The sequence below is a fragment of the Rossellomorea sp. RS05 genome (assembly GCF_039822645.1).
Lineage (GTDB): Bacteria > Bacillota > Bacilli > Bacillales > Bacillaceae_B > Rossellomorea > Rossellomorea marisflavi_B.
In genome coordinates, this window is sequence record NZ_JBDKWY010000017.1 from 1 (window position 1) to 20,260 (window position 20,260).

The following is a 20,260-nucleotide window of genomic DNA, read 5'->3' on the forward strand; positions in this document are numbered from 1 at the left end:
TTGGCGAAGAGGTCACACCCGTTCCCATGCCGAACACGGAAGTTAAGCTCTTCAGCGCCGATGGTAGTTGGGGGATCTCCCCCTGTGAGAGTAGGACGTCGCCAGGCAATAGAGAGAAAAGCAGCTCATTTGATGGGCTGCTTTTTTTGTGGTGTTTTTTTTAGTTGGCAGGAAAGAGAGATATGGGAATGCGAAGGTTGCAAGCGAGTAGGAGTTTGCAATATCGGGGTTAAAGTAAGGGAGATACTTCTCTTCTAGGTGAGGATCGAAAAGGTCTTTAAAATTATTATAACCTGTGGGAGTATATGATCAGCGAAACGGAAGGGACAAAACGTTTGCCGAAGATAAGGCTATGGGGGAGTTGCGCTTATTTGCGACTTTTTTTGATTCCGAGCGAAGGGGGCCTGATATCTGCGGATAGGTTACTTTTATTAGTGATATTTTTCCATATATTGTATCTGAATGAGTACCTGACGCCATTCGACATTCCTCATAACACCTTTTGGCCCTTTTGAACATTGAAGGACCTATCGTTCCCCCCTAGGAGCGAAAATACCTGCGGAATTCAACCATTAACTTGCGACATTTTTCATTCTATTTGCGAGAATCGACTTTGTATTTGCGAAACGGATCACTGGCCATTTTTCTATTTGTGATCCCTTTCCTTTATTTGCGAACGGCTCTATCTACTAGTGAACTGTGAATCATATTTTTAAATTTGTAATGAGTGAAAATATCTCTCTTTGATTCCCAAAAACCTCCAGAACTTGACGCTTTGTCTGTGTACACCTCATGATAAATATGCTTATGATCCATTAAAACTTATTCAGTGTTTCCTTCCAGAAACATCCAGAACTTGACGCATTGTCTATGTTCAAACCCAACGGTTTCTGCTAAAGCACTCAACCCTTCACACACCTTCTCCTCACACCATCTTCAAAATTGCCTTACGTCCCCTCAATGAGTATGATTGAATTACGTAAATGTGAAAAAGGAGAGATAGTATGATTTCTTCACTATATGATTTGACGGTAAAAAAATCCGATGGTTCAGATGTAGCGCTGGAGGACTATGAAGGCAAGGTGATGCTGATCGTGAATACGGCAAGTAAGTGCGGGTTCACGCCTCAGTTCAAGGAGCTGCAGGGTCTGTATGAGGAGTATAAAGAGCAGGGGCTGGTTGTCCTTGGGTTCCCGTGCGATCAGTTCATGAATCAGGAGTTTGATGATCAAGATGAGATCCTTGAGTTCTGTCAGGTGAACTATGGGGTATCATTCCCGATGTTCGCAAAGGTGGATGTGAAGGGGAAGGATGCGCATCCCCTATTCAAGTATTTGACGAAGGAGAAGAAGGGGCTTCTTTTATCTGATATCAAATGGAATTTCACAAAGTTCCTTATTTCAAAAGATGGAGAAGTGTATGATCGTTATTCGCCTCAGACCAATCCACGGAAAATCGAAGATGATATTGTGAAATTGCTTCAGCAATAGGTGTAAGCAGGAGAGGTTCATTCCCCCTCCTGCTTCATTTTGTTTTCAAGGAGCTCCCCTAATAGGGAAGGGCCCTTTTTGGTTGTGAGGGTGATGAAGGCGAGGATGAACGGGTAGTCCTCGGTGGTCCGGTTTTTCAATAGTTCCATCCACCACTCGGTTTCGTAGCGTGCAATCATGCTGAGATTGTAAAGGATGGCATAGTGAATGAGAACCTCCGGCAGGGAGCTTGCTTCGTTTTTGATTGCAGGCAGGGCGAGCTTCCGTTCCTGACGGTTCCACCTGAAGGGAAGAGCTTCGTTCCTCAGGGTAGTGGAAAGGGTGTCCTGCCCTTCCCAGTGGATCCCTTCGGGTAAGGATGAGTGATGCTGGCGAAAGGAATCGGGTGTCCAGTGGAAGTGGTTCAGCAGATTCTCTTCAATGGACAACCTTCCTTCCGTAAAAGGGAACATGGTCGTCTTCTTCATGAGGACTGAAAAGGAATCGGCCATCTCAGGGATCTGATCCAAGAGGTCTTCCATTTTGTATTTTTCCCCTTCCAGGTGCTTAAGGTCGAAGTGGAGGGAGGAGAAGTGGGTAAAGAGGCCGTTCTTCTGGATCTTCACCTCATCGTGAAGGAATCGGTACTGCTGTTTCTTCCTTTTCCGGGAGGTGATCCCGTGGGCGAGGACGGTGGTGGTCTCCGGATAGTTCGGATCCGTGGTGAGCACGACTGCCTTGATGAAATGGATGAAACCGTAAAAAAGAAGGATGGGCTTAATCGAAAGCGGCGAATCTTCTGCCTGTTTATAATAGATCTCCCCTTGTTCGAGATAATACATGAAGGGGTAGCAATTATCATAGCTTTTGACATCGGATCCGGGCATGGAACGATAACATCGTCTCAGGAATTTCTGGGTATAGGAAGCCGATTGGAAATAGTGGAGGAAGTCCCTCCAGTGCCTGATATTATGCAAATGTACAACCTCCGATTAATCTGAATAGTTAAACTAATCCTATAGTTCTTGACAGTATTTTGCCCAATTGATAACCTACTAATAATATTTTCGGATAGGGAGGCCAAAATTATGTGGGAATCTAAATTTGCTAAAGAAGGTTTAACGTTTGATGATGTGCTATTGACACCGGCTCGTTCAGAGGTGTTGCCGAAAGATGTGAACATTTCCGTCGCACTTACGGATACAGTGAAACTGAACGTCCCGATCATCAGTGCCGGTATGGATACGGTCACAGAAGCAGAGATGGCCATTGCCATGGCGCGTCAAGGTGGCCTTGGTGTCATCCACAAGAACATGAGCATCGAACAGCAGGCTGAGCAAGTCGATAAGGTAAAACGTTCTGAGAGTGGAGTCATCACCGATCCGTTCTTCCTGACTCCAGACAATCAAGTCTTCGCAGCCGAACACTTGATGGGCAAATATAGAATTTCCGGTGTTCCGATCGTCAACAACGCAGAGGAACAAAAACTGGTTGGGATCCTGACCAACCGCGACCTCCGTTTCATTCAGGATTATTCGATTCTCATCTCTGATGTCATGACGAAAGAAGATCTCGTGACAGCTCCTGTAGGCACGACGCTTGAAGAAGCTGAAAAAATCCTTCAGCAGCACAAAATTGAAAAGCTCCCACTCATCGATGGAGAAGGTACCTTGAAAGGCCTTATCACCATCAAAGATATCGAGAAAGTCATTGAATTCCCGAACTCAGCTAAAGACCAACAAGGACGACTTCTCGTTGGGGCAGCCGTAGGGATCTCGAAAGACACCATGGTACGCGTCGAGCACCTCGTGAAAGCCGCAGTCGATATCATCGTCATCGATACAGCGCACGGTCACTCTGCAGGCGTCCTTTCCATCGTAAGCGATATCCGCAATGCCTATCCGACATTGAATATCGTTGCTGGTAACGTAGCTACAGCTGAGGGAACAAGAGATCTGATCGAAGCCGGAGCCGATGTGGTGAAGGTGGGAATCGGACCAGGTTCCATTTGTACGACCCGTGTCGTAGCAGGTGTCGGTGTTCCCCAGATCACAGCCATTTATGACTGTGCGACGGAAGCACGCAAGCACGGTAAAGCCATCATCGCCGATGGTGGAATCAAGTACTCTGGAGACGTTGTCAAAGCATTGGCATCCGGTGGACATGCTGTCATGCTCGGAAGCCTCCTTGCAGGAACGACAGAAAGCCCTGGGGAAACTGAAATCTTCCAAGGCCGTCGCTTCAAAGTATACAGAGGTATGGGTTCTGTCAGCTCCATGGAAAAAGGGTCTAAAGACCGTTACTTCCAAGAGGAAGCGAAGAAATTTGTTCCAGAAGGCATCGAAGGCCGTCTCCCTTACAAAGGCCCTCTTGCCGACACATTGTATCAACTGATCGGTGGTCTCCGTTCAGGAATGGGCTACTGCGGCACGAAGGATCTCCACGATCTCCGCGAGCATGCACAGTTCACACGCATGACCGGCGCAGGTCTTCGCGAGAGCCATCCGCATGATGTACAAATCACGAAAGAAGCACCTAACTATTCATTATCTTAATATAATTTATTCCGCTGGATGGACCGGTGGAATTCGCTTCAGATTGAAAAAGCTGGCTATCTTAGCCAGCTTTTTTTATTATTGGAAATAATATGTATCCAAGGGCTTGCATCCCCCGACCTAACTGAAAACTAGTAATATTCTCTATCTATTCGAACCATTTGAACTATGTTAAAATAACGAAGGTGTACATAAAATCTTGGAGGGCTAATAGTGAAAAGAAGTTGGATTCAAAAATCTGTTGTTTGTATGATGGTATTAATGTTGGCGATGGGCCTTGTCCAAAAGCCTGCCAGTGCAGCCCAGGACGATCTGGATGTTAAAGCGAAGGCGGCAATCCTGGTAGAAGCGAGTACGGGCAAAATTCTCTATGAAAAGAACGCAGACAATGCACAAGGCATTGCAAGTATGACAAAAATGATGACAGAATATCTGTTGCTAGAAGCTATTCAAGACGGAAAAGTAAAATGGGATCAAACATACGAAGTGCCAATGAACATTTCAAAAATGTCCCACAATACGGGGCTTAGCAATGTTTCCCTCGAAGTGGGAAGAAGCTACACGGTGAAAGAACTCTATGAAGCCATGGCGATTTATTCAGCCAATGCGGCTACCATGGGGATTGCGGAAACCATCGCAGGATCCGAAGCGAAATTCGTCGAAATGATGAATGCAAAAGCCAAAGAATTGGGCTTGGAACATTATAAATTTGTAAACTCTACAGGTCTCAATAATGCAGACCTATCTCAATATTTCAATTCAGTTGTTGGAGAGCCGGATGAAGAAAATGTCATGTCGGCAAAAGATATGGCCACACTCGCTTTTCGTCTTTTGAAAGACCACCCGGAAATTCTCGAAACATCGAGCATTCCGAAGAAAGTATTCGATAAGGGTGGAGATTCTACTGATATGTCTAACTGGAACTGGATGCTTCCGGGACTTATTCGTGAATACGAAGGAATGGACGGGCTGAAGACCGGTACAACGGATTTCGCAGGTGCCAACTTCACAGGAACGGCTGAACGCGACGGCATCCGATTCATCTCGGTTGTAATGGACGTGAATGTTCCTTCAGGTGAAAATTCCTATGATGCACGCTTCAACGAAACACGCAAACTGCTTGATTATGCCTTCAACAATTACACATTGGAAGAAGTCTACCCTGCCAATTACGAAATCAAAGGGCATAAGACGATGCCAGTTGTAAAAGGGAAAGAAAAGAGTGTTAAGATCCACACGAAAGATCCTCTTCAAATGGTATTGAAGACGGATGCGGATAAGAAATTCAAACCTCAATTCGAGGTGGATAAGAAAAAATTGAATGAAGACGGTAAACTGCAAGCCCCAGTTAAAAAAGGAGAAACCATCGGCTATGTAACAGTGAAATCAGATGACGGTCTCGGGTATCTCACGGACAAGGGCGGCAGTTCAAAAGCAGCTGTTGTAACGGCAGATGGCGTAGAAAAAGCGAACTGGTTCATCCTCTCCATGAGGGCGGTTGGCGGTTTCTTCAGCGACATCTGGGGCTCTGTGACTTCTACGGTCAAGGGCTGGTTCTGATTCTTGCTAGGAAAAACATCAGGTTTTCACGGAAGCCTGATGTTTTTTTATAAAAAATTGCCAGGGTGACCTTGGGCCGAAATGCCCGCTGGCTACCTTGACAGAAGTGTGAATTTATTGTTTATTAAGCAGTAGAGCAACAATATTCAATCCGATGGGTATAGTCCGATTTCTTCATTTCATGCGGGACATCCCTGGAAAACACAAGGGGGCTACATACATGAGAACTGGTACAGATCGAGTTAAACGAGGAATGGCAGAAATGCAAAAAGGCGGCGTCATCATGGACGTTGTCAATGCAGAACAAGCGAAGATTGCAGAAGAGGCTGGAGCCGTTGCCGTCATGGCGCTGGAGCGAGTGCCTGCAGATATCCGTGCAGCTGGCGGAGTTGCCCGTATGGCTGACCCGCGCATCGTGGAAGAAGTCATGGGGGCCGTTTCGATCCCGGTCATGGCAAAAGCGCGTATCGGTCACATCGTAGAAGCGAAAGTACTGGAATCAATGGGTGTTGACTACATCGATGAGAGTGAAGTACTCACTCCAGCTGATGAAGAATACCACTTGAATAAGCGTGACTACACGGTTCCATTCGTATGTGGTTGCCGTGATCTTGGGGAAGCAGCACGACGCATCGGCGAAGGGGCATCCATGCTTCGCACAAAGGGTGAGCCGGGAACAGGCAACATCGTCGAAGCCGTCCGCCATATCCGTAAAGTGAACGCGCAGGTACGCAAGCTTGTCTCCATGAATGAAGATGAAATCATGACGGAAGCCAAACTTCTTGGCGCACCGTTCGAACTACTTCTTGAAATCAAAGAAAACGGACGTCTTCCGGTCGTGAACTTCGCAGCAGGCGGAGTGGCAACCCCAGCTGATGCTGCCCTTATGATGGAGCTTGGAGCAGATGGAGTATTCGTAGGTTCAGGGATCTTCAAGTCTGAGAATCCTGAGAAATTCGCTAAAGCCATCGTGGAAGCGACGACTCACTACCAAGATTACAAGCTGATTGCCGATCTTTCCAAAGAGCTTGGAGTGGCCATGAAAGGCGTCGAAATTGCATCGATCCTTCCAGAAAACCGCATGCAGGACCGCGGGTGGTAATCAGCCATGACGAAGATAGGTGTACTCGGCCTTCAGGGGGCAGTGAGGGAACACATCCGGTCGATTGAAGCATCGGGTGCTGAGGCCCTGGTCATCAAAAGAGTAGAGCAGCTTGACGAAGTGGACGGGCTCATCATGCCTGGAGGAGAAAGCACGACGATGAGGAGACTCATCGACCGCTACGGCTTTATGGAGCCGTTGAGGGAATTTGCTTCTGCTGGGAAGCCGATGTTCGGAACGTGTGCAGGACTGATCCTGCTGGCGAAGAAGCTTGTCGGATACGATGCGCCTCATCTTGGCGTCATGGATGTCACGGTAGAGCGTAATTCCTTCGGGCGTCAGAAGGAAAGCTTCGAAGCCGACCTGACGATCAGCCATGTGGGGGAAGCGTTCAATGCGATCTTCATCAGGGCTCCCCATATCGTCGAGGCCGGGGAAGAAGTGGAGATCCTGGCAGAGCATGATGGACGGATCGTCTTAGCCCGCCATGGTCAGTTCCTGGGGTGTTCATTCCATCCGGAACTGACCGATGACCATCGTCTCACGCAGTATTTCGTGAAGATGGTAGAAGAGAGTCTAGAAAAGTCATTGGCATAATCCACTTGCAAATCGGAAATCATTGTAGTAGATTATGTTATAACCAATACACATTTAAATCGATGACAGGAGCTAGTAGTAAGGGAAGCTTGATCAAGAGAGTCGGTGGCTGGTGCGAACCGATACAAGGCCTTTATGAATCCATCCTCGAGTGAAGTACTGAATGAAGTAAGTATTTTCGGTGATTCCGTTACCATCTCTAAGAGGAAGGCAGTCATCTGTCTTCAATTAGGGTGGCAACGCGGAAACCTCCGTCCCTTTTACCAGGGATGGGGGTTTTTTATCGTTTTTGGACGTGTCATTTTAAAGGAGGAAGAGCTATGTTGGACATTAAGTATTTGAGAAACAATCTGGAAGATGTGAAAGCACGTCTTCAACACAGGGGAGAAGACCTTGAAGACTTCGGTAAATTCGAAGAGCTTGATAAGCGGAGAAGGGAACTCCTTGTTGAAACGGAAGACCTGAAAAGTAAGAGGAACGACGTTTCCCAACAAATTGCGAAATTGAAAAAAGAAAAGCAGGATGCACAGGACCTCATCGTGGAAATGCGTGAAGTCGGTGCACAAGTCAAGACGCTGGATGATGAATTACGAGGAGTGGAGGAAGAACTCGACCGCATCCTTATGGCGATTCCAAATATCCCTCATGAATCAGTACCGGTGGGTGAAACGGAAGATGACAACGTAGAAGCGCGAACATGGGGCGAGATCAGAGAGTTCGATTTTGAAGCGAAGCCTCACTGGGATGTCGCAACAGGGCTTGATATTCTCGACTTTGAACGAGCTGCCAAAGTAACCGGAAGCCGATTTGTTTTCTATAAAGGGATGGGTGCGCGTCTGGAACGTGCGTTGATCAACTTCATGATGGACCTTCACATGGATGAGCATGGCTACACTGAAATGCTTCCGCCATACCTCGTGAACCGTGCAAGCATGACGGGAACCGGTCAGCTTCCGAAATTCGAAGAGGATGCATTCCGCATCGAAAGCGAAGATTACTTCCTCGTACCGACGGCTGAGGTTCCTGTGACGAACTACCACCGCGATGAAATCATCAAAGGGGACGATCTTCCACTGAGCTATGTGGCATATAGCGCCAACTTCCGTTCTGAAGCAGGTTCTGCGGGACGCGACACACGCGGGCTGATCCGTCAGCATCAGTTCAACAAAGTCGAGCTTGTCCGTTTCGTCAAGCCGGAGGATTCTTATGATGAACTCGAGAAACTGACAGGTCATGCAGAGAAAGTGCTTCAGCTCCTTGGTCTTCCATACCGTGTCCTCTCTATGTGTACAGCGGACCTGGGCTTCACGGCAGCGAAGAAATATGATCTTGAAGTATGGATCCCAAGCTACGGCACGTATCGTGAAATCTCTTCTTGCAGTAACTTCGAAGGATTCCAAGCACGTCGTGCAAACATCCGCTTCAGAAGGGAAACGAATGCGAAACCTGAACATCTTCACACGCTGAACGGTTCTGGACTTGCCATCGGACGTACCGTGGCGGCAATCCTTGAGAACTATCAGCAGGAGGATGGTACGGTCATCGTTCCTGAAGTACTTCGTCCATATATGCGTGGGCTGGAAGTCATCAAAGGATAAGGGCAAAAAGGTGCTACGGCTGTGGAAGAGGCAGCTGTGGCACCTTTTTTTAAAAAAACAAAAGATGTTGTTGACTTCAAATTTTAAGCGTGGTATTATAATTCTTGTCGATACGGAGGAATACCCAAGTCCGGCTGAAGGGATCGGTCTTGAAAACCGACAGGGGTGTCAAAGCCCGCGGGGGTTCGAATCCCCCTTCCTCCTCCATTGATTTTAATATTAACCAATGCGCATAAACATTGGAGATAGAGACTGCTACTTCTTATGAAGTAGCAGTCTTTTTTATTGGTTATTTGAGGTTTTCAATATCCTCCCGTAGGTTAGGGTTATGCTTGCTCTCGAGGATTCCGTTCTCTACGATATGACGCTTTGCTTCCTCGTCTCCAAGCTCGAAGATTTTCCCGTAAATCTGCCTCATGGACTCGTCATAGCGGTCGTCCTCGGGGGAATTATGATACTGACGGAACGGTACCTGTGCACGCCTCATTGTACTCATTGCGTCTGCGTCGTTCTGCTCGAACATGAGCTTGAGCTCTTCCACCTGCTCTGGTGTGGCAAAGATCCTGAAGCTCGGGCTGTGGTTCTGTTCCGCTTCAGGCGTCACGTCCCCGCTATTGATATCAACATAATATGTCATTTTTTCTTCCATCTCCATCCTCCTTTAATCTAATATCCTTTAGTCTTGTATACCTCCGTACTGTTATCCGTAAACGATTTCTTTTCCATTATTTGAAACCTCGAGAACGTAAAATCGTAAGAAATAGTAAGAAAGGCGGGGTGTGCATGGCTGGAAATCGACATAAACTTTCAATACCGAAGACAACCAGGGAGAAACTTTGGGACTTGGTGGGGACAGGCAGTTATGTGGGAATGACCGGTTTACTTGTCATGACCTGGACGTCGCTCCCTGACCAGGTGCCTGCTCATTATAGTCTGACAGAAATCACACGGTGGGGATCGAAGTATGAGCTGCTCATCCTCCCAGCGATCGGACTCATGCTGGGACTATCCATGCATCTGTTGGAGAAGTTTCCTGAGGTCCATAATTACCCGGATAGACTGAATGAATCCAATGCAAGGGCATTTTACCTGAATAGTCGGCAGATGCTGAATGTGATGAAGAATTCTTTTGTGCTGGTATTTTCACTGTTGGCATTCGAGACCGTTGCGATTGCCATGGGGTGGGTAAAGGGGATGTTCGAATGGTTCCTGCCCGTCGTATTGATCGGGATGATGGTCCCGATTGTGGAAGCCATACTGAAGAGGAAGAAGATTACATAAAAAAGCCGGTCATATGACCGGCTTCAGATTATCCGTTGACGATGGTGCGTTCTGCCAACAGCTTGATGGCGTGCATCTGTCCGAGATGCTGACTTTCATGGCTGAGGGAGAGGTGGGCAAGTTCGCCGAATGTCTTGAGGCCATGGAACGGCTGTTCAAGGGGCTGGGCGAGGTGCTCGTCCGATAGTTCATTAATGCGTAGAAGCTGGTCTTGCAGCTGAGAAGCAAGCTCTTCGACTGAAGGAACATCACCGCTCCAGTCTGCCGGCTTCGAGCCGTAGCCGAATAATTCGGCATAGCGTGCAGGAAGTGTGTTTCCTAGGCTTTCGAATCCGAACATGAACTGTTCAGTGACAGTAAGGACATGTCCGATATGCCAATGGATCGTATTGTTCAATCCTTCCGGCTGCACGTCGATGACGTCTGCCTTCAGGTCTTTGATTTCATTGAGGAGCTGGTCTCTTGTCAGCTGGAACTGACTATATAGGGATTGATTCATGATGGTTTCTCCTTTCGTCTTTCGTGTCTACTGTAACAGAAAATGTTGTGATCAGTAACTGATACGCTTTGAACAACAAAACCGCCTGGAAAGCTCCAGGCGGTTTTCGTATGCCATCTCAGTTCTTCAACATCCGTGTCTGTTCAATGAAGTAAGCGATGCGCTCGATGATCGGTTCAATGGAACCCGCATCCCTCACAAGATCATATTCCCTGATATCAAGGCGCAGGACCGGACAGGCATTGAAGTTATTGATCCAGTTTTCATAGCGTTCGTGCATCTCTTCCCAGTACTCGACTGGCGTTTCCTGCTCCATCGGACGTCCTCGCTCGCGGATCCGGTCGATGATATGATCGAGGGATCCCTCCAGATAGATGAGAAGATCAGGATGCGGGAAGTAAGGCGTCATGACCATGGCGTCGAAGAGACTGGTGTATGTTTCATAGTCGGTATCGCTCATCGTGCCCTTTTCATGATGCATCTTCGCGAAGATGCCCGTGTCTTCATAGATGGAACGGTCTTGGATGAAGCCACCCCCGTATTCGAAGATCCTCTTTTGCTCTTTGAAGCGTTCGGCGAGGAAGTACACTTGAAGGTGGAAGCTCCAGCTCTTGAAATCTTTATAGAACTTGTCCAGGTAAGGGTTCGTATCGACTTTTTCAAATGACGTCCTGAACCCCAATGCTTCTGCAAGTCCGTTGGTCATCGTGGATTTTCCGACCCCGACGGTTCCTGCAATGGTGATGACGGCATTATTCGGTATGCCATATTTAGTTCGAAGATTCATGGTGGTGGACTCCTTCTTTAAGTGTCGTCTCAAGCTGCTTCAGGATAAGCTCCAAGTCATCCTGCCGCTGAACGAAATCAACCTCATCGCCGTTAAAGCGAAGGACAGGGATATCAGGATGTTTTTCCTCGAATGCTTCCATATATTCATCATAATCCAGTGACAGCTGTTTCAAATAGAGCGGGCTGATCTTCTTCTCGAAGTCCCGGCCACGTTTTTCGATCCTGCTGAGAAGCGTATCAAGACCTGCGTTCAAATAAATGATCACATTGGGTCTCGGCATATCCGCCGTCAGGATGTCATAGATCTTCAAGTATTTATCAAATTGCTGCGCGTCCTTCAATGTCCGCTTCGCAAACACAATATTCTTCAGGATATGGTAATCGGCCACCACGGATTTCTCCTGTGACAGGTAATGCTTTTCGATATCTTCAAGCTGTTTATATCGATTGCATAAGAAAAACATCTCCGTTTGAAAGCTCCACTCCTCGATATCATCATAAAACTTGTCCAGGAATGGATTTTCATCAACGATCTCCCTGAGCAGATGGAATTGAAAATGCTCGGATATCGCCTTGGCAAGAGAGGTCTTTCCTACACCAATCGGACCTTCGACGGTTATGAACGGAATCGGCCCCATTACGTGTGTCCTCCTCAAAATATGACGGTATTTTTCGACAGGATTTATTGTATCATAATCGCCTGAAAGAGTGTTCAGCTTATTTTGCATAAACTTTTCCAGAAAAAACGGATGCCCCCTGGGCACCCGTCTTTATCGCTTGGTGACGTCGAACCGATCGTAGAGAAGGAGCCAGTTCTGCGGGAAGGAAAGACCGAGCTTCCAGTAGCTCATTCCCCTTAGCTTCAATTCCTTCAGCAGATCGAATTTCGCATTGATGCTCCTGGCATCTTCAAACCAGACTTCATGATCGGTACCATCAGTTGCTTTGTATTTAAAGAAAGGAGCCTGGGCTTTTTCATCATATTGAATCCGTACATTGTTCTGTGCGGCAAGCTGGATTGCCTGCTGGGGACTGAGAGCTTTAGCTGTGGTCCCCGGCTTGAACGGAAGGGTCCAGTCATATCCATACAGGTTCTGCCCCATGAGGATCTTGCTTGAAGGCATCTCTGACACGGCATATTCAAGCACATCCCTTACCGGACCGATGGGTGATACCGCCATGGCTGGACCGCCGCTGTAGCCCCACTCATACGTCATGATCACCACGAAATCAACGATCTCCCCCTGGGTTTTATAATCATGGGCTTCATACCATTTCCCTTTCTGGTCGGCACTCGTCTTCGGGGCGAGGGCCGTGGAGAGGAGCCAGCCTTCTTGATTGAAAAGGGCCTTTGCTTTCCGGAGAAACTGGTTATAAGCATCCCTGTCCTGAGGGCGAAGGTATTCAAAGTCGAAATGGATATCCCGGAATCCATATTTCTTAGCTGTTTTGACAACGTTATCGAGGAAGGTGTTCTGGATGGCCTGGTCGTTCAGGAGGATGCGTCCGAGCTCATCACTGAAGGCGCCTTCTTCCTGGTTGGTGATGGCCATCATCATGACGTTGTTATTATTCTTGCCGGTCTGGATCAGATTACCGAGTGGGGGCTCCTTCAGCGTGCCGTCCCTTTGGGCCTGGAAGCTGAACGGTGCAAGATAGGTGAGGTAAGGAGCGGCCTCCTTTGCACTTTCCTCGAGATTCGGTGCGACTTCTTTTCCGTAGGGCTCTACATACGCATTGAACTCTCCCTTGGTCTTCGGACGAGGCGGGATATAGAGACGGTACCCGACTTGGAGCTGTTGATTCGGGGTGATGCCGTTCGCTTTGGCAATCTCCTGATAGGAAATGCCGGTTTTCTGTGAGACCAGCCATAAGCTGTCCCCGGGCTGTATATAATAGAAACTCCCGATGATGGGGATGACCAGGGCCTGACCGACGACGAGATTATTCGGATTCGGCAGCTCATTGGCCTCCACGATATCTTTAACGGTTGTACCGTAAGCCTGGGCGATGCCAGACAGGGATTGATTAGGCTGTACGACATGGATCTGCATGCTTTCCCCTCCCATTTGTGTATCCGCTATAGGGATTCTATGAGGGGAGGGTAAAAGTTATGATGAGCCAAATAGATTTTCTGTAGGGGCAACGGTGGCTTTCAGGACGTTCTCCATCATCGTAAGGGCATAGCGATTATCTTCTTCGCTCACCGAGGCAATGGCATCCGATGGGACGATCAGCTTGAACTCCCTCATATAGGCATCATTTGCCGTGAACAGGACACAAATGTTGCCTGCAATGCCCGTAAGAATCAGCGTTTTGACAGAGAGCTGATGAAGGAGGGTATTCAGGGCGGTCCCGTAGAAGGCGGAATGCTTCGGTTTAATGAGGAAATAATCATTGTCCGCAGGTTTCAGAGGCGTCATGATGGCATCGCTTCTCTCGTTATGACATGTTTGATAGATCTTCTTGTAATCGGCCTTCCATAGCTTATAGTGGTCATTGATGTAGATGACCGGGATTCCATTCTCCCTGCAGTGATCACGGATCTTCAATAGAGGGGGAACAATGGTACGCGTATGATCGGCAAGGGTCTCGCCATATGTGAAATCGAAGGGATTCAGCACGTCGATGATCAGGAGGGCAGTATCATTTGTGTTCATTTCATCATCACCTTTCTTCTTTTAGTCTGTATGAACGGAAGGATTTTATGAGCAGTGTCGGACATCCCCTTTCCATACACCGTCCATTTTTAGTACAATGAAGCCATTACGTGATCAGGAGCATACGATTATGACAAGAGACGAACGGTTTATGATAGAAGCGCTCAAAGAGGCGGAAAAAGCGGCTGCCATCCAAGAGGTTCCCATCGGTGCGGTGGTGGTTCTTGGAGATGAAATCATCGGGCGGGGGCATAATCTGCGGGAGACGACCCAGAATGCCGTCACCCATGCAGAAATGCTTGCCATCCAGGAAGCGTGTGAGCGTATAGGGACGTGGAGACTGGAAGGGGCCGAGCTGTATGTGACATTGGAGCCATGTCCGATGTGTTCGGGAGCCATCATCCTCTCCAGGGTGGAAAAGGTGATCTATGGAGCGAAGGATCCGAAGGCTGGCTGTGCCGGAACCCTCATGAACCTGCTCGATGATGAACGGTTCAATCATCAATGTGTGGTGGTACCGGGTGTGATGGAACAGGAGTGCGGAGGAATGCTTTCTTCTTTCTTCAAGGATTTAAGGGCAAGGAAGAAAGCGGAGAGGAAATTCAAATAATTTACATCACCCATCCGTTGCTTTTTACCTTGAATGCTAGTATACTTAATCTTGCGTCGCTCTTTTGCGGTGCAACTGAATAGTGGTATCAATTTTGCCGTGCTAGGTGGGAAGGTAGCGGTGTCCTGTACTCGCAATCCGCTCTAGCGAGACTGAATTCCTTTCTGAGGCTTGCACTCTGTAGGGTCTGCCTTAAGCAAGTGGTGTCGACGTCTGGGTCCTGCGCAATGGAAATCCATGAACCATGTCAGGTCCGGAAGGAAGCAGCATTAAGTGGAAGCTTCCATGTGCCGCGGGGCTGCCTGGGCTGAGCTAACTACTTAAGTAACGCCTATGGATGCTTGTCGAGGAAAGGTGCACGGCAGTTATTTACATATACAACAACTCATCCCGGAACGGATGGGTTTTTTGTTTATTAAGGACCGAATGGTTTTTGGTCCGGGATTCCTTTGTAAAACCATTTCAAACTCGTTATAATAGATAGGATAGAACATACATAAGAGGGGGGAGTATCTTGGCATATCAAGCATTATATCGTGTGTGGCGACCGCAATTGTTCATCGATGTCGTCGGGCAGCAGCATGTGACGAAAACGTTGCAGAATGCCCTCCTTCAACAGAAGATCTCCCATGCCTACCTCTTCTCCGGACCGCGTGGAACAGGAAAGACGAGTGCTGCCAAGATCCTGGCAAAAGCCGTCAACTGTGAACGTTCTCCCGTAGCGGAGCCTTGCAATGAATGCGATGCCTGCAAAGGGATCACCGATGGATCCATCCCCGATGTGATCGAAATCGATGCCGCGTCCAATAATGGCGTGGAAGAAATCAGGGATATCCGCGACAAGGTGAAGTATTCACCGAACGTCGTCGACTATAAAGTTTACATCATCGATGAAGTCCACATGCTGTCGATCGGTGCCTTCAACGCCCTGTTGAAGACGCTGGAGGAACCACCGAAGCATGTCATCTTCATCCTTGCCACCACAGAGCCCCATAAAATCCCGCTTACGATCATCTCGAGATGTCAGCGCTTCGATTTCAGAAGGATCACGGCAAAGGATATCGTGGGCAGGATGAGTCACATCGCCACGGAGTCCGGTGTCCAGTATGAAGAGAACGCCATGAACATCATCGCGCGTGCAGCGGAAGGCGGTATGCGTGATGCCCTGAGTCTCCTCGATCAGGCCATTTCCTTTAGCCAGGACCAGGTGACCGTTGATGACGCCCTCACAGTGACGGGTGCCGTCTCCCAGGATTACCTGAACCGCCTCGGCAGGGCCATCATGGAGAGGGATGTAGCGACGGCCCTCGGTGCCCTTGAGGAACTTCTTTTCCAAGGAAAGGATCCGGCCCGCTTCGCAGAAGACTTCATTCTGTACTTCCGGGATATGCTCCTTCACCAAACGGCACCGAACCTTGAGGAATCACTCGAGCGTGTGATGCTCGATGATGAATTCAAGGAGCTCGCCGGGCAGATCGAGCCGCATCAGATCTATCAGTATATCGACGTACTGAACCAGGCGGGGCAGGAGATGAAATTCACCAACCATGCCCGCATCTATCTGGAAGTCTCCATTGTGAAGCTCTGTCAGATGGATGCGCCTAAAGCATCGGGCTCTCCCGAAGTCGAAGAGATGATGAAGAAGATCGGCAAGTTGGAAAGAGAACTAGAACAGCTTAAGCAAAACGGTGTGGCGATCCAAGGGGAAGCAAGTGCCCCTCAAGCGGCCAAGAAACCGGTCAGGGCCAAAAAAGGCTTCCGTGTTCCTGCAGGACAGATCCAGGAAGTGCTGAAGTCAGCCACGAAAGAAGACCTGAACAAAATCAAGAGCCGGTGGGGGGATATGGTCGAAACCCTCAATCAGCGCCAGATGCGCTCACAATCCGCCCTTCTCAATGATGCGGAACCGGTAGCGGCAACAAGCGGCTCGTTTGTGTTAAAATTCAAGTATGATATCCACTGTCAGATGGCGATGGAGAACCATGCATTCACCTCTGCCATTTCTTCGATCCTTGAAGAACTGACGGGCAGCAGCTATGCGGCCATAGGGGTGCCAGAAGATCAGTGGACAGGCATCCGGGAAGATTTCATCCGTCACTCGAAATCAAGTGATCAGGAAGGTCCCGACAAAGAAGAAGACAGCCTGCTGACCGAAGCGGAAAAATTGGTCGGCCCCGATTTAATGGAAGTCAATGATTGATTCATTCAAAACATTTTATGGAGGTAATGAACATGCGTGGAATGGGTAATATGCAAAATATGATGAAGCAAATGCAAAAAATGCAAAAGAAGATGGCTGAAGCACAGGAAGAACTCGGCGAAAAGCAAATCGAAGGAACAGCAGGCGGCGGTATGGTCACTGTCATCGTTTCAGGACACAAACAGGTCCTTGACGTGAAGATCAATGAAGAAGTCGTAGATCCCGAAGATATCGATATGCTGCAAGATCTAGTTCTTGCTGCGACGAACGACGCCCTTAAAAAGGCAGAAGAATTAACGAACTCCACGATGGGTCAATTCACAAAAGGAATGAACCTGCCGGGCATGTTCTAGGAGGCTAACCGATGCACTATCCTGAGCCTATATCAAAGCTGATTGACAGCTTTATGAAATTGCCGGGGATCGGGCCGAAAACTGCGGCCCGTCTGGCTTTTTTTGTTCTTAGTATGAAAGAAGACACCGTGCTCGATTTTGCGAAAGCACTCGTGAATGCGAAGCGGAACCTCAGCTACTGCTCCGTCTGCGGTCACATTACCGACCAGGACCCCTGCTATATCTGTGAGGATCAGCGGAGGGACAGAAGCATCCTATGTGTCGTCCAGGACCCGAAGGACGTCATCGCCATGGAGAAGATGAGAGAGTACAACGGCCTTTATCATGTGCTTCATGGAGCCATTTCCCCGATGGATGGGATCGGACCGGAAGATATCAATGTGCCGGACCTGATCAAACGTCTTCAAGATGATGTCATCCAGGAAGTCATCCTTGCCACGAACCCCAACATCGAAGGGGAAGCGACCGCCATGTACATTTCAAGGCTGGTCAAACCTTCAGGTATCCGCATTACCCGGATTGCACATGGACTCCCGGTCGGTGGAGACTTGGAGTATGCGGATGAAGTGACCCTATCCAAAGCCCTCGAGGGAAGAAGAGACGTCTAGAAGGAGTGGATCCCATTGTTTTTCAGAAAGAAGGGCAAGTTGAAAAAAGAGTATGACCAATCCTTATTGAACGTCCTGGATGAAATGAAGGATCAGTGGAACCGGCAGCAGTCCATCGACGAAATGAGCGTCGACTACAGCCTTGGTGCCCAATGTCATACGAAAATCGCAGAAGCGAAATATTTTTTCCTGTTCAAGGAAGCGAAACATCGAAACATCGTCATAAAAAGGTAGACAACCTTCATATCCTTTCTATAACAGGACGATTCGTTCTTTAGAAAGGAGATAAGGTATGAGCCCTGTCATCGTCATTGCAGCCATCAGTGGATTGATCATCCTCCTGCTTGCCACGGGAGTTCCGATCAAGCCGCTGCGATTTGTGGGACAAGTCGCCATTAAAGTGATGATCGGCGCATTGTTTCTGTTTTTCTTGAATGCGTTCGGAAGTAAATACGGCATCCACGTTCCGATCAACCTCGCCACCTCTTCGATCTCAGGGATCCTTGGGATTCCGGGAGTCGTAGGGCTGACGGTCATTCAGATGTGGGTCTTATGAGAAAAGCCGCCTGCTCCAGATTGGAGCAGGCGGCTTTTTGATTATCCACCGAATGACGCAGGCATGACGACGGCAATCACTTCACCTTTGGCGCAAAGCTCCTCGTCAGCGAATACTTCTGTTTCCACCCTGAATTTCTTAGGGTGGATCTCATGGACTGTACCCACCGCCTTTAGTGGAACGTCCTGAGGCGTCGGCTTCATGAAATCAACAGACAAAGAAGCCGTCACGAACCGTGGAGGAATACTCCCGTCCCCGATCGTCCCTCCGTTCTTCTGATGCAGGGTGATAGCGGCAGACCCCGTCCCATGGCAATCGATGAGGGAGGCGATCACCCCTCCATACACAAAACCGGGTATCGCCGTGTGTTTTCGTTCAGGCGTATACACCGTAACGGTTTTCTCTCCTTCCACCGTGGTCCTGAACTTATGGCCCTCTTCATTCAGGCGCCCGCATCCATAGCACCACGCAAAATCATCCGCATACTCATCCTGTATAGCAGGTTTCTGATTCTCCATCTTTTCCAACCCCTCTCTATCAACACACATTCGAGAAAGGAGGACGGTTCCCTGCCACTGTTAAATAGTTTTAATATTCAGTCAAATAAAGGCAGTTTATGATATACTGAGAAAGTCATGCTGCTCATGATAATAAATCGAAAGATGGTGATGAATTGAAAAAAAGAGAAGCTGTACCGGAATACGGCGGATCGCATACCACATCACTGGAGTGTCCAGAAGATCATCAAGACATGCTGGACATGTTCAGGGTAAGCCGGGAGTTCAAGATGAAATACCGTGGTCTCCTCTATTACTATGGCAAAGACTTTGTCGCCTTCAAAAAAGAGAATCGGGATTCGCCGGGAAGAAACCTCTTCCTGGAGGTCATTGCTTCATATATGACCCTCCACCTCGAAGACGAATGTCCAGACTCTTGGAATGAGTGCCCCTATTCTTTCTGGGAAGAGCTCATCTTCACCTATCTCCCGAGTAAAACGAAAATCCTCCCGGAAAAGAACTTCACCCACATATTCCTTCATGAACTCCACGCTTTCCTCACTTGGCTTGATGAGCGGGAACACACAGCCCTCTCCCCGAAAGTCCTTCCCTTGATCAAAGAATCCCTCCCGATGCTGAGTCGCTATGAATCATTATTTGCCGACCTCTTTCTACGAAACTATCCAAAGATGCATCAGCCCGATTGGAACTACCGGGCAGATATGGCCGTTGCCGATCAAAAGTGGAATCTCTACGCAGAACGTGCGCAGGGTCTGTTTCAAGTTCACTCAATTGAAAAGGAAGGAATCTTGTTCATCGACCTCCTGACGCGCTTTCCTTACTTCATCCGTAATGTGCCGGTCCACCGGATCGATGAAGGGATGGTCATCGCAGGCGCCATAGGAAGAAGAGAGAGAGGAATGGTGTGGGACCTTGTATTCCCTGATGGATTCTTCCCTAAAAGGGGGATCAAATACATCGGAGAAGACCTTGTATACTGATTGATGTCCCTGGTGCGGGTAAGGGTAAAATCATACCTGCGCCGGGGAAATGAAATCTTTTAAATTTAAATTGAGATTAGTATTGACGTAATAGGCTGATAGGTGATATTATATTCCTTGTCGCCAAAACGACATCGAAAAACAATTTAAGAAAAAGCTTGACTCACTGACGGATATCATGGTATATTTAAGAGGTGCTCAAGAGAGCTTAAGTAACATTTGAACCTTGAAAACTGAACAAAACAAGACAAACACGTCAACGTTAATTCTAGATTTATTTTTAAAAGAGCTATTCAAACTTTTTATGGAGAGTTTGATCCTGGCT

22 protein-coding genes, 1 tRNA gene, 1 rRNA gene, 1 other RNA gene and 1 other annotated feature are annotated in these 20,260 nt (G+C 48.1%); of the genes, 17 read left to right on the forward strand and 8 right to left on the reverse strand.

The features are described 5' to 3' along the window. Nucleotides 1-107, forward strand: a 5S ribosomal RNA gene (gene rrf / locus ABJ225_RS21925); the annotation flags it as partial. 900 nt (nucleotides 108-1,007) lie between these two features. Then, nucleotides 1,008-1,490 carry a glutathione peroxidase gene (locus ABJ225_RS21930; RefSeq protein ID WP_053427862.1) on the forward strand — a complete coding sequence of 161 codons (483 nt, stop codon included), beginning with the start codon at nucleotides 1,008-1,010 and terminating at the stop codon, nucleotides 1,488-1,490. 17 nt (nucleotides 1,491-1,507) lie between these two features. Here ABJ225_RS21930 and ABJ225_RS21935 read toward each other — a convergent pair whose 3' ends face one another. Further along, the gene (locus tag ABJ225_RS21935) at nucleotides 1,508-2,446 is read right to left on the reverse strand and encodes a YaaC family protein (RefSeq protein ID WP_347321609.1); all 939 of its coding nucleotides are present in this window, start codon (nucleotides 2,444-2,446) and stop codon (nucleotides 1,508-1,510) included. 111 nt (nucleotides 2,447-2,557) lie between these two features. Here ABJ225_RS21935 and guaB point away from each other — a divergent pair, with 111 nt between their 5' ends. From guaB to ABJ225_RS21965, 6 genes are all read left to right on the forward strand, one after another. Further along, nucleotides 2,558-4,024, forward strand: coding sequence for an IMP dehydrogenase (guaB, locus tag ABJ225_RS21940; RefSeq protein WP_053427847.1), 1,467 nt, complete (start codon nucleotides 2,558-2,560; stop codon nucleotides 4,022-4,024). A gap of 249 nt (nucleotides 4,025-4,273) precedes the next feature. After that, nucleotides 4,274-5,584, forward strand: a complete 1,311-nt coding sequence (locus ABJ225_RS21945) for a D-alanyl-D-alanine carboxypeptidase family protein (RefSeq protein WP_347321610.1) — start codon at nucleotides 4,274-4,276, stop codon at nucleotides 5,582-5,584. Between the two features lie 220 nt (nucleotides 5,585-5,804). Continuing rightward, entirely contained in the window at nucleotides 5,805-6,686 is an 882-nt protein-coding gene (pdxS, locus tag ABJ225_RS21950; RefSeq protein ID WP_048007483.1) for a pyridoxal 5'-phosphate synthase lyase subunit PdxS, read from the forward strand. A gap of 6 nt (nucleotides 6,687-6,692) precedes the next feature. Beyond that, nucleotides 6,693-7,283, forward strand: coding sequence for a pyridoxal 5'-phosphate synthase glutaminase subunit PdxT (gene pdxT / locus ABJ225_RS21955; protein ID WP_148986232.1), 591 nt, complete (start codon nucleotides 6,693-6,695; stop codon nucleotides 7,281-7,283). 53 nt (nucleotides 7,284-7,336) lie between these two features. Beyond that, nucleotides 7,337-7,545 (forward strand) — a binding site (T-box leader). 58 nt (nucleotides 7,546-7,603) lie between these two features. After that, the gene (serS, locus tag ABJ225_RS21960; protein WP_056541990.1) at nucleotides 7,604-8,881 is read left to right on the forward strand and encodes a serine--tRNA ligase; all 1,278 of its coding nucleotides are present in this window, start codon (nucleotides 7,604-7,606) and stop codon (nucleotides 8,879-8,881) included. 114 nt (nucleotides 8,882-8,995) lie between these two features. Next, a tRNA-Ser gene (locus ABJ225_RS21965) sits at nucleotides 8,996-9,088 on the forward strand. An 82-nt stretch (nucleotides 9,089-9,170) separates the two neighbouring features. Here the strand turns inward: ABJ225_RS21965 and ABJ225_RS21970 are convergent. After that, on the reverse strand, nucleotides 9,171-9,530 hold the full coding sequence (locus ABJ225_RS21970) for a hypothetical protein (protein WP_048007486.1): 360 nt from the start codon (nucleotides 9,528-9,530) through the stop codon (nucleotides 9,171-9,173). Nucleotides 9,531-9,664: 134 nt separating this feature from the next. Between ABJ225_RS21970 and ABJ225_RS21975 the strand changes: the two genes are divergently transcribed. Next, a complete protein-coding gene (locus tag ABJ225_RS21975) occupies nucleotides 9,665-10,162 on the forward strand; it encodes an SdpI family protein (RefSeq protein ID WP_347321611.1) in 498 nt (165 codons plus the stop codon). A gap of 28 nt (nucleotides 10,163-10,190) precedes the next feature. Here the strand turns inward: ABJ225_RS21975 and ABJ225_RS21980 are convergent, their stop codons facing one another. From ABJ225_RS21980 to ABJ225_RS22000, 5 genes are all read right to left on the reverse strand, one after another. Next, nucleotides 10,191-10,661 carry a DinB family protein gene (locus ABJ225_RS21980; protein ID WP_347321612.1) on the reverse strand — a complete coding sequence of 157 codons (471 nt, stop codon included), beginning with the start codon at nucleotides 10,659-10,661 and terminating at the stop codon, nucleotides 10,191-10,193. Between the two features lie 118 nt (nucleotides 10,662-10,779). Next, nucleotides 10,780-11,448, reverse strand: coding sequence for a deoxynucleoside kinase (locus ABJ225_RS21985; RefSeq protein WP_347321613.1), 669 nt, complete (start codon nucleotides 11,446-11,448; stop codon nucleotides 10,780-10,782). Continuing rightward, entirely contained in the window at nucleotides 11,432-12,088 is a 657-nt protein-coding gene (locus tag ABJ225_RS21990; protein ID WP_056541976.1) for a deoxynucleoside kinase, read from the reverse strand. Before ABJ225_RS21990 ends, ABJ225_RS21985 begins: the two co-directional genes overlap by 17 nt. A gap of 132 nt (nucleotides 12,089-12,220) precedes the next feature. Then, nucleotides 12,221-13,504 carry a glycosyl hydrolase family 18 protein gene (locus tag ABJ225_RS21995; protein WP_347321614.1) on the reverse strand — a complete coding sequence of 428 codons (1,284 nt, stop codon included), beginning with the start codon at nucleotides 13,502-13,504 and terminating at the stop codon, nucleotides 12,221-12,223. A 57-nt stretch (nucleotides 13,505-13,561) separates the two neighbouring features. Continuing rightward, complete coding sequence (locus tag ABJ225_RS22000) at nucleotides 13,562-14,110, reverse strand: cysteine hydrolase family protein (RefSeq protein WP_347321615.1); 549 nt, start codon at nucleotides 14,108-14,110, stop codon at nucleotides 13,562-13,564. Nucleotides 14,111-14,240: 130 nt separating this feature from the next. On the opposite strand from ABJ225_RS22000, the gene tadA reads away from it, so the two are divergent. The 7 genes from tadA (at nucleotide 14,241) to ABJ225_RS22035 (ending at nucleotide 18,437) form a co-directional block, all read left to right on the forward strand. Further along, a complete protein-coding gene (gene tadA, locus ABJ225_RS22005) occupies nucleotides 14,241-14,720 on the forward strand; it encodes a tRNA adenosine(34) deaminase TadA (protein ID WP_142129889.1) in 480 nt (159 codons plus the stop codon). A gap of 97 nt (nucleotides 14,721-14,817) precedes the next feature. Then, an RNA gene (ffs, locus tag ABJ225_RS22010) (signal recognition particle sRNA large type) lies at nucleotides 14,818-15,082 on the forward strand. A gap of 152 nt (nucleotides 15,083-15,234) precedes the next feature. Further along, entirely contained in the window at nucleotides 15,235-16,920 is a 1,686-nt protein-coding gene (gene dnaX / locus ABJ225_RS22015; RefSeq protein WP_347321616.1) for a DNA polymerase III subunit gamma/tau, read from the forward strand. A 32-nt stretch (nucleotides 16,921-16,952) separates the two neighbouring features. After that, nucleotides 16,953-17,273, forward strand: a complete 321-nt coding sequence (locus ABJ225_RS22020) for a YbaB/EbfC family nucleoid-associated protein (RefSeq protein ID WP_048013172.1) — start codon at nucleotides 16,953-16,955, stop codon at nucleotides 17,271-17,273. 11 nt (nucleotides 17,274-17,284) lie between these two features. After that, a complete protein-coding gene (gene recR / locus ABJ225_RS22025; RefSeq protein WP_048013171.1) occupies nucleotides 17,285-17,881 on the forward strand; it encodes a recombination mediator RecR in 597 nt (198 codons plus the stop codon). Between the two features lie 15 nt (nucleotides 17,882-17,896). Beyond that, nucleotides 17,897-18,115, forward strand: a complete 219-nt coding sequence (locus ABJ225_RS22030; RefSeq protein WP_053427859.1) for a YaaL family protein — start codon at nucleotides 17,897-17,899, stop codon at nucleotides 18,113-18,115. A 58-nt stretch (nucleotides 18,116-18,173) separates the two neighbouring features. Continuing rightward, entirely contained in the window at nucleotides 18,174-18,437 is a 264-nt protein-coding gene (locus ABJ225_RS22035; RefSeq protein ID WP_048007497.1) for a pro-sigmaK processing inhibitor BofA family protein, read from the forward strand. Between the two features lie 41 nt (nucleotides 18,438-18,478). Here the strand turns inward: ABJ225_RS22035 and ABJ225_RS22040 are convergent, their stop codons facing one another. Further along, nucleotides 18,479-18,955, reverse strand: a complete 477-nt coding sequence (locus ABJ225_RS22040) for a PaaI family thioesterase (RefSeq protein WP_218247891.1) — start codon at nucleotides 18,953-18,955, stop codon at nucleotides 18,479-18,481. Nucleotides 18,956-19,110: 155 nt separating this feature from the next. On the opposite strand from ABJ225_RS22040, the gene ABJ225_RS22045 reads away from it, so the two are divergent. Then, nucleotides 19,111-19,935 (forward strand): hypothetical protein, encoded by an 825-nt coding sequence (locus ABJ225_RS22045; protein WP_347321617.1) that lies wholly within the window; start codon nucleotides 19,111-19,113, stop codon nucleotides 19,933-19,935. Nucleotides 19,936-20,260 lie beyond the last annotated feature (325 nt).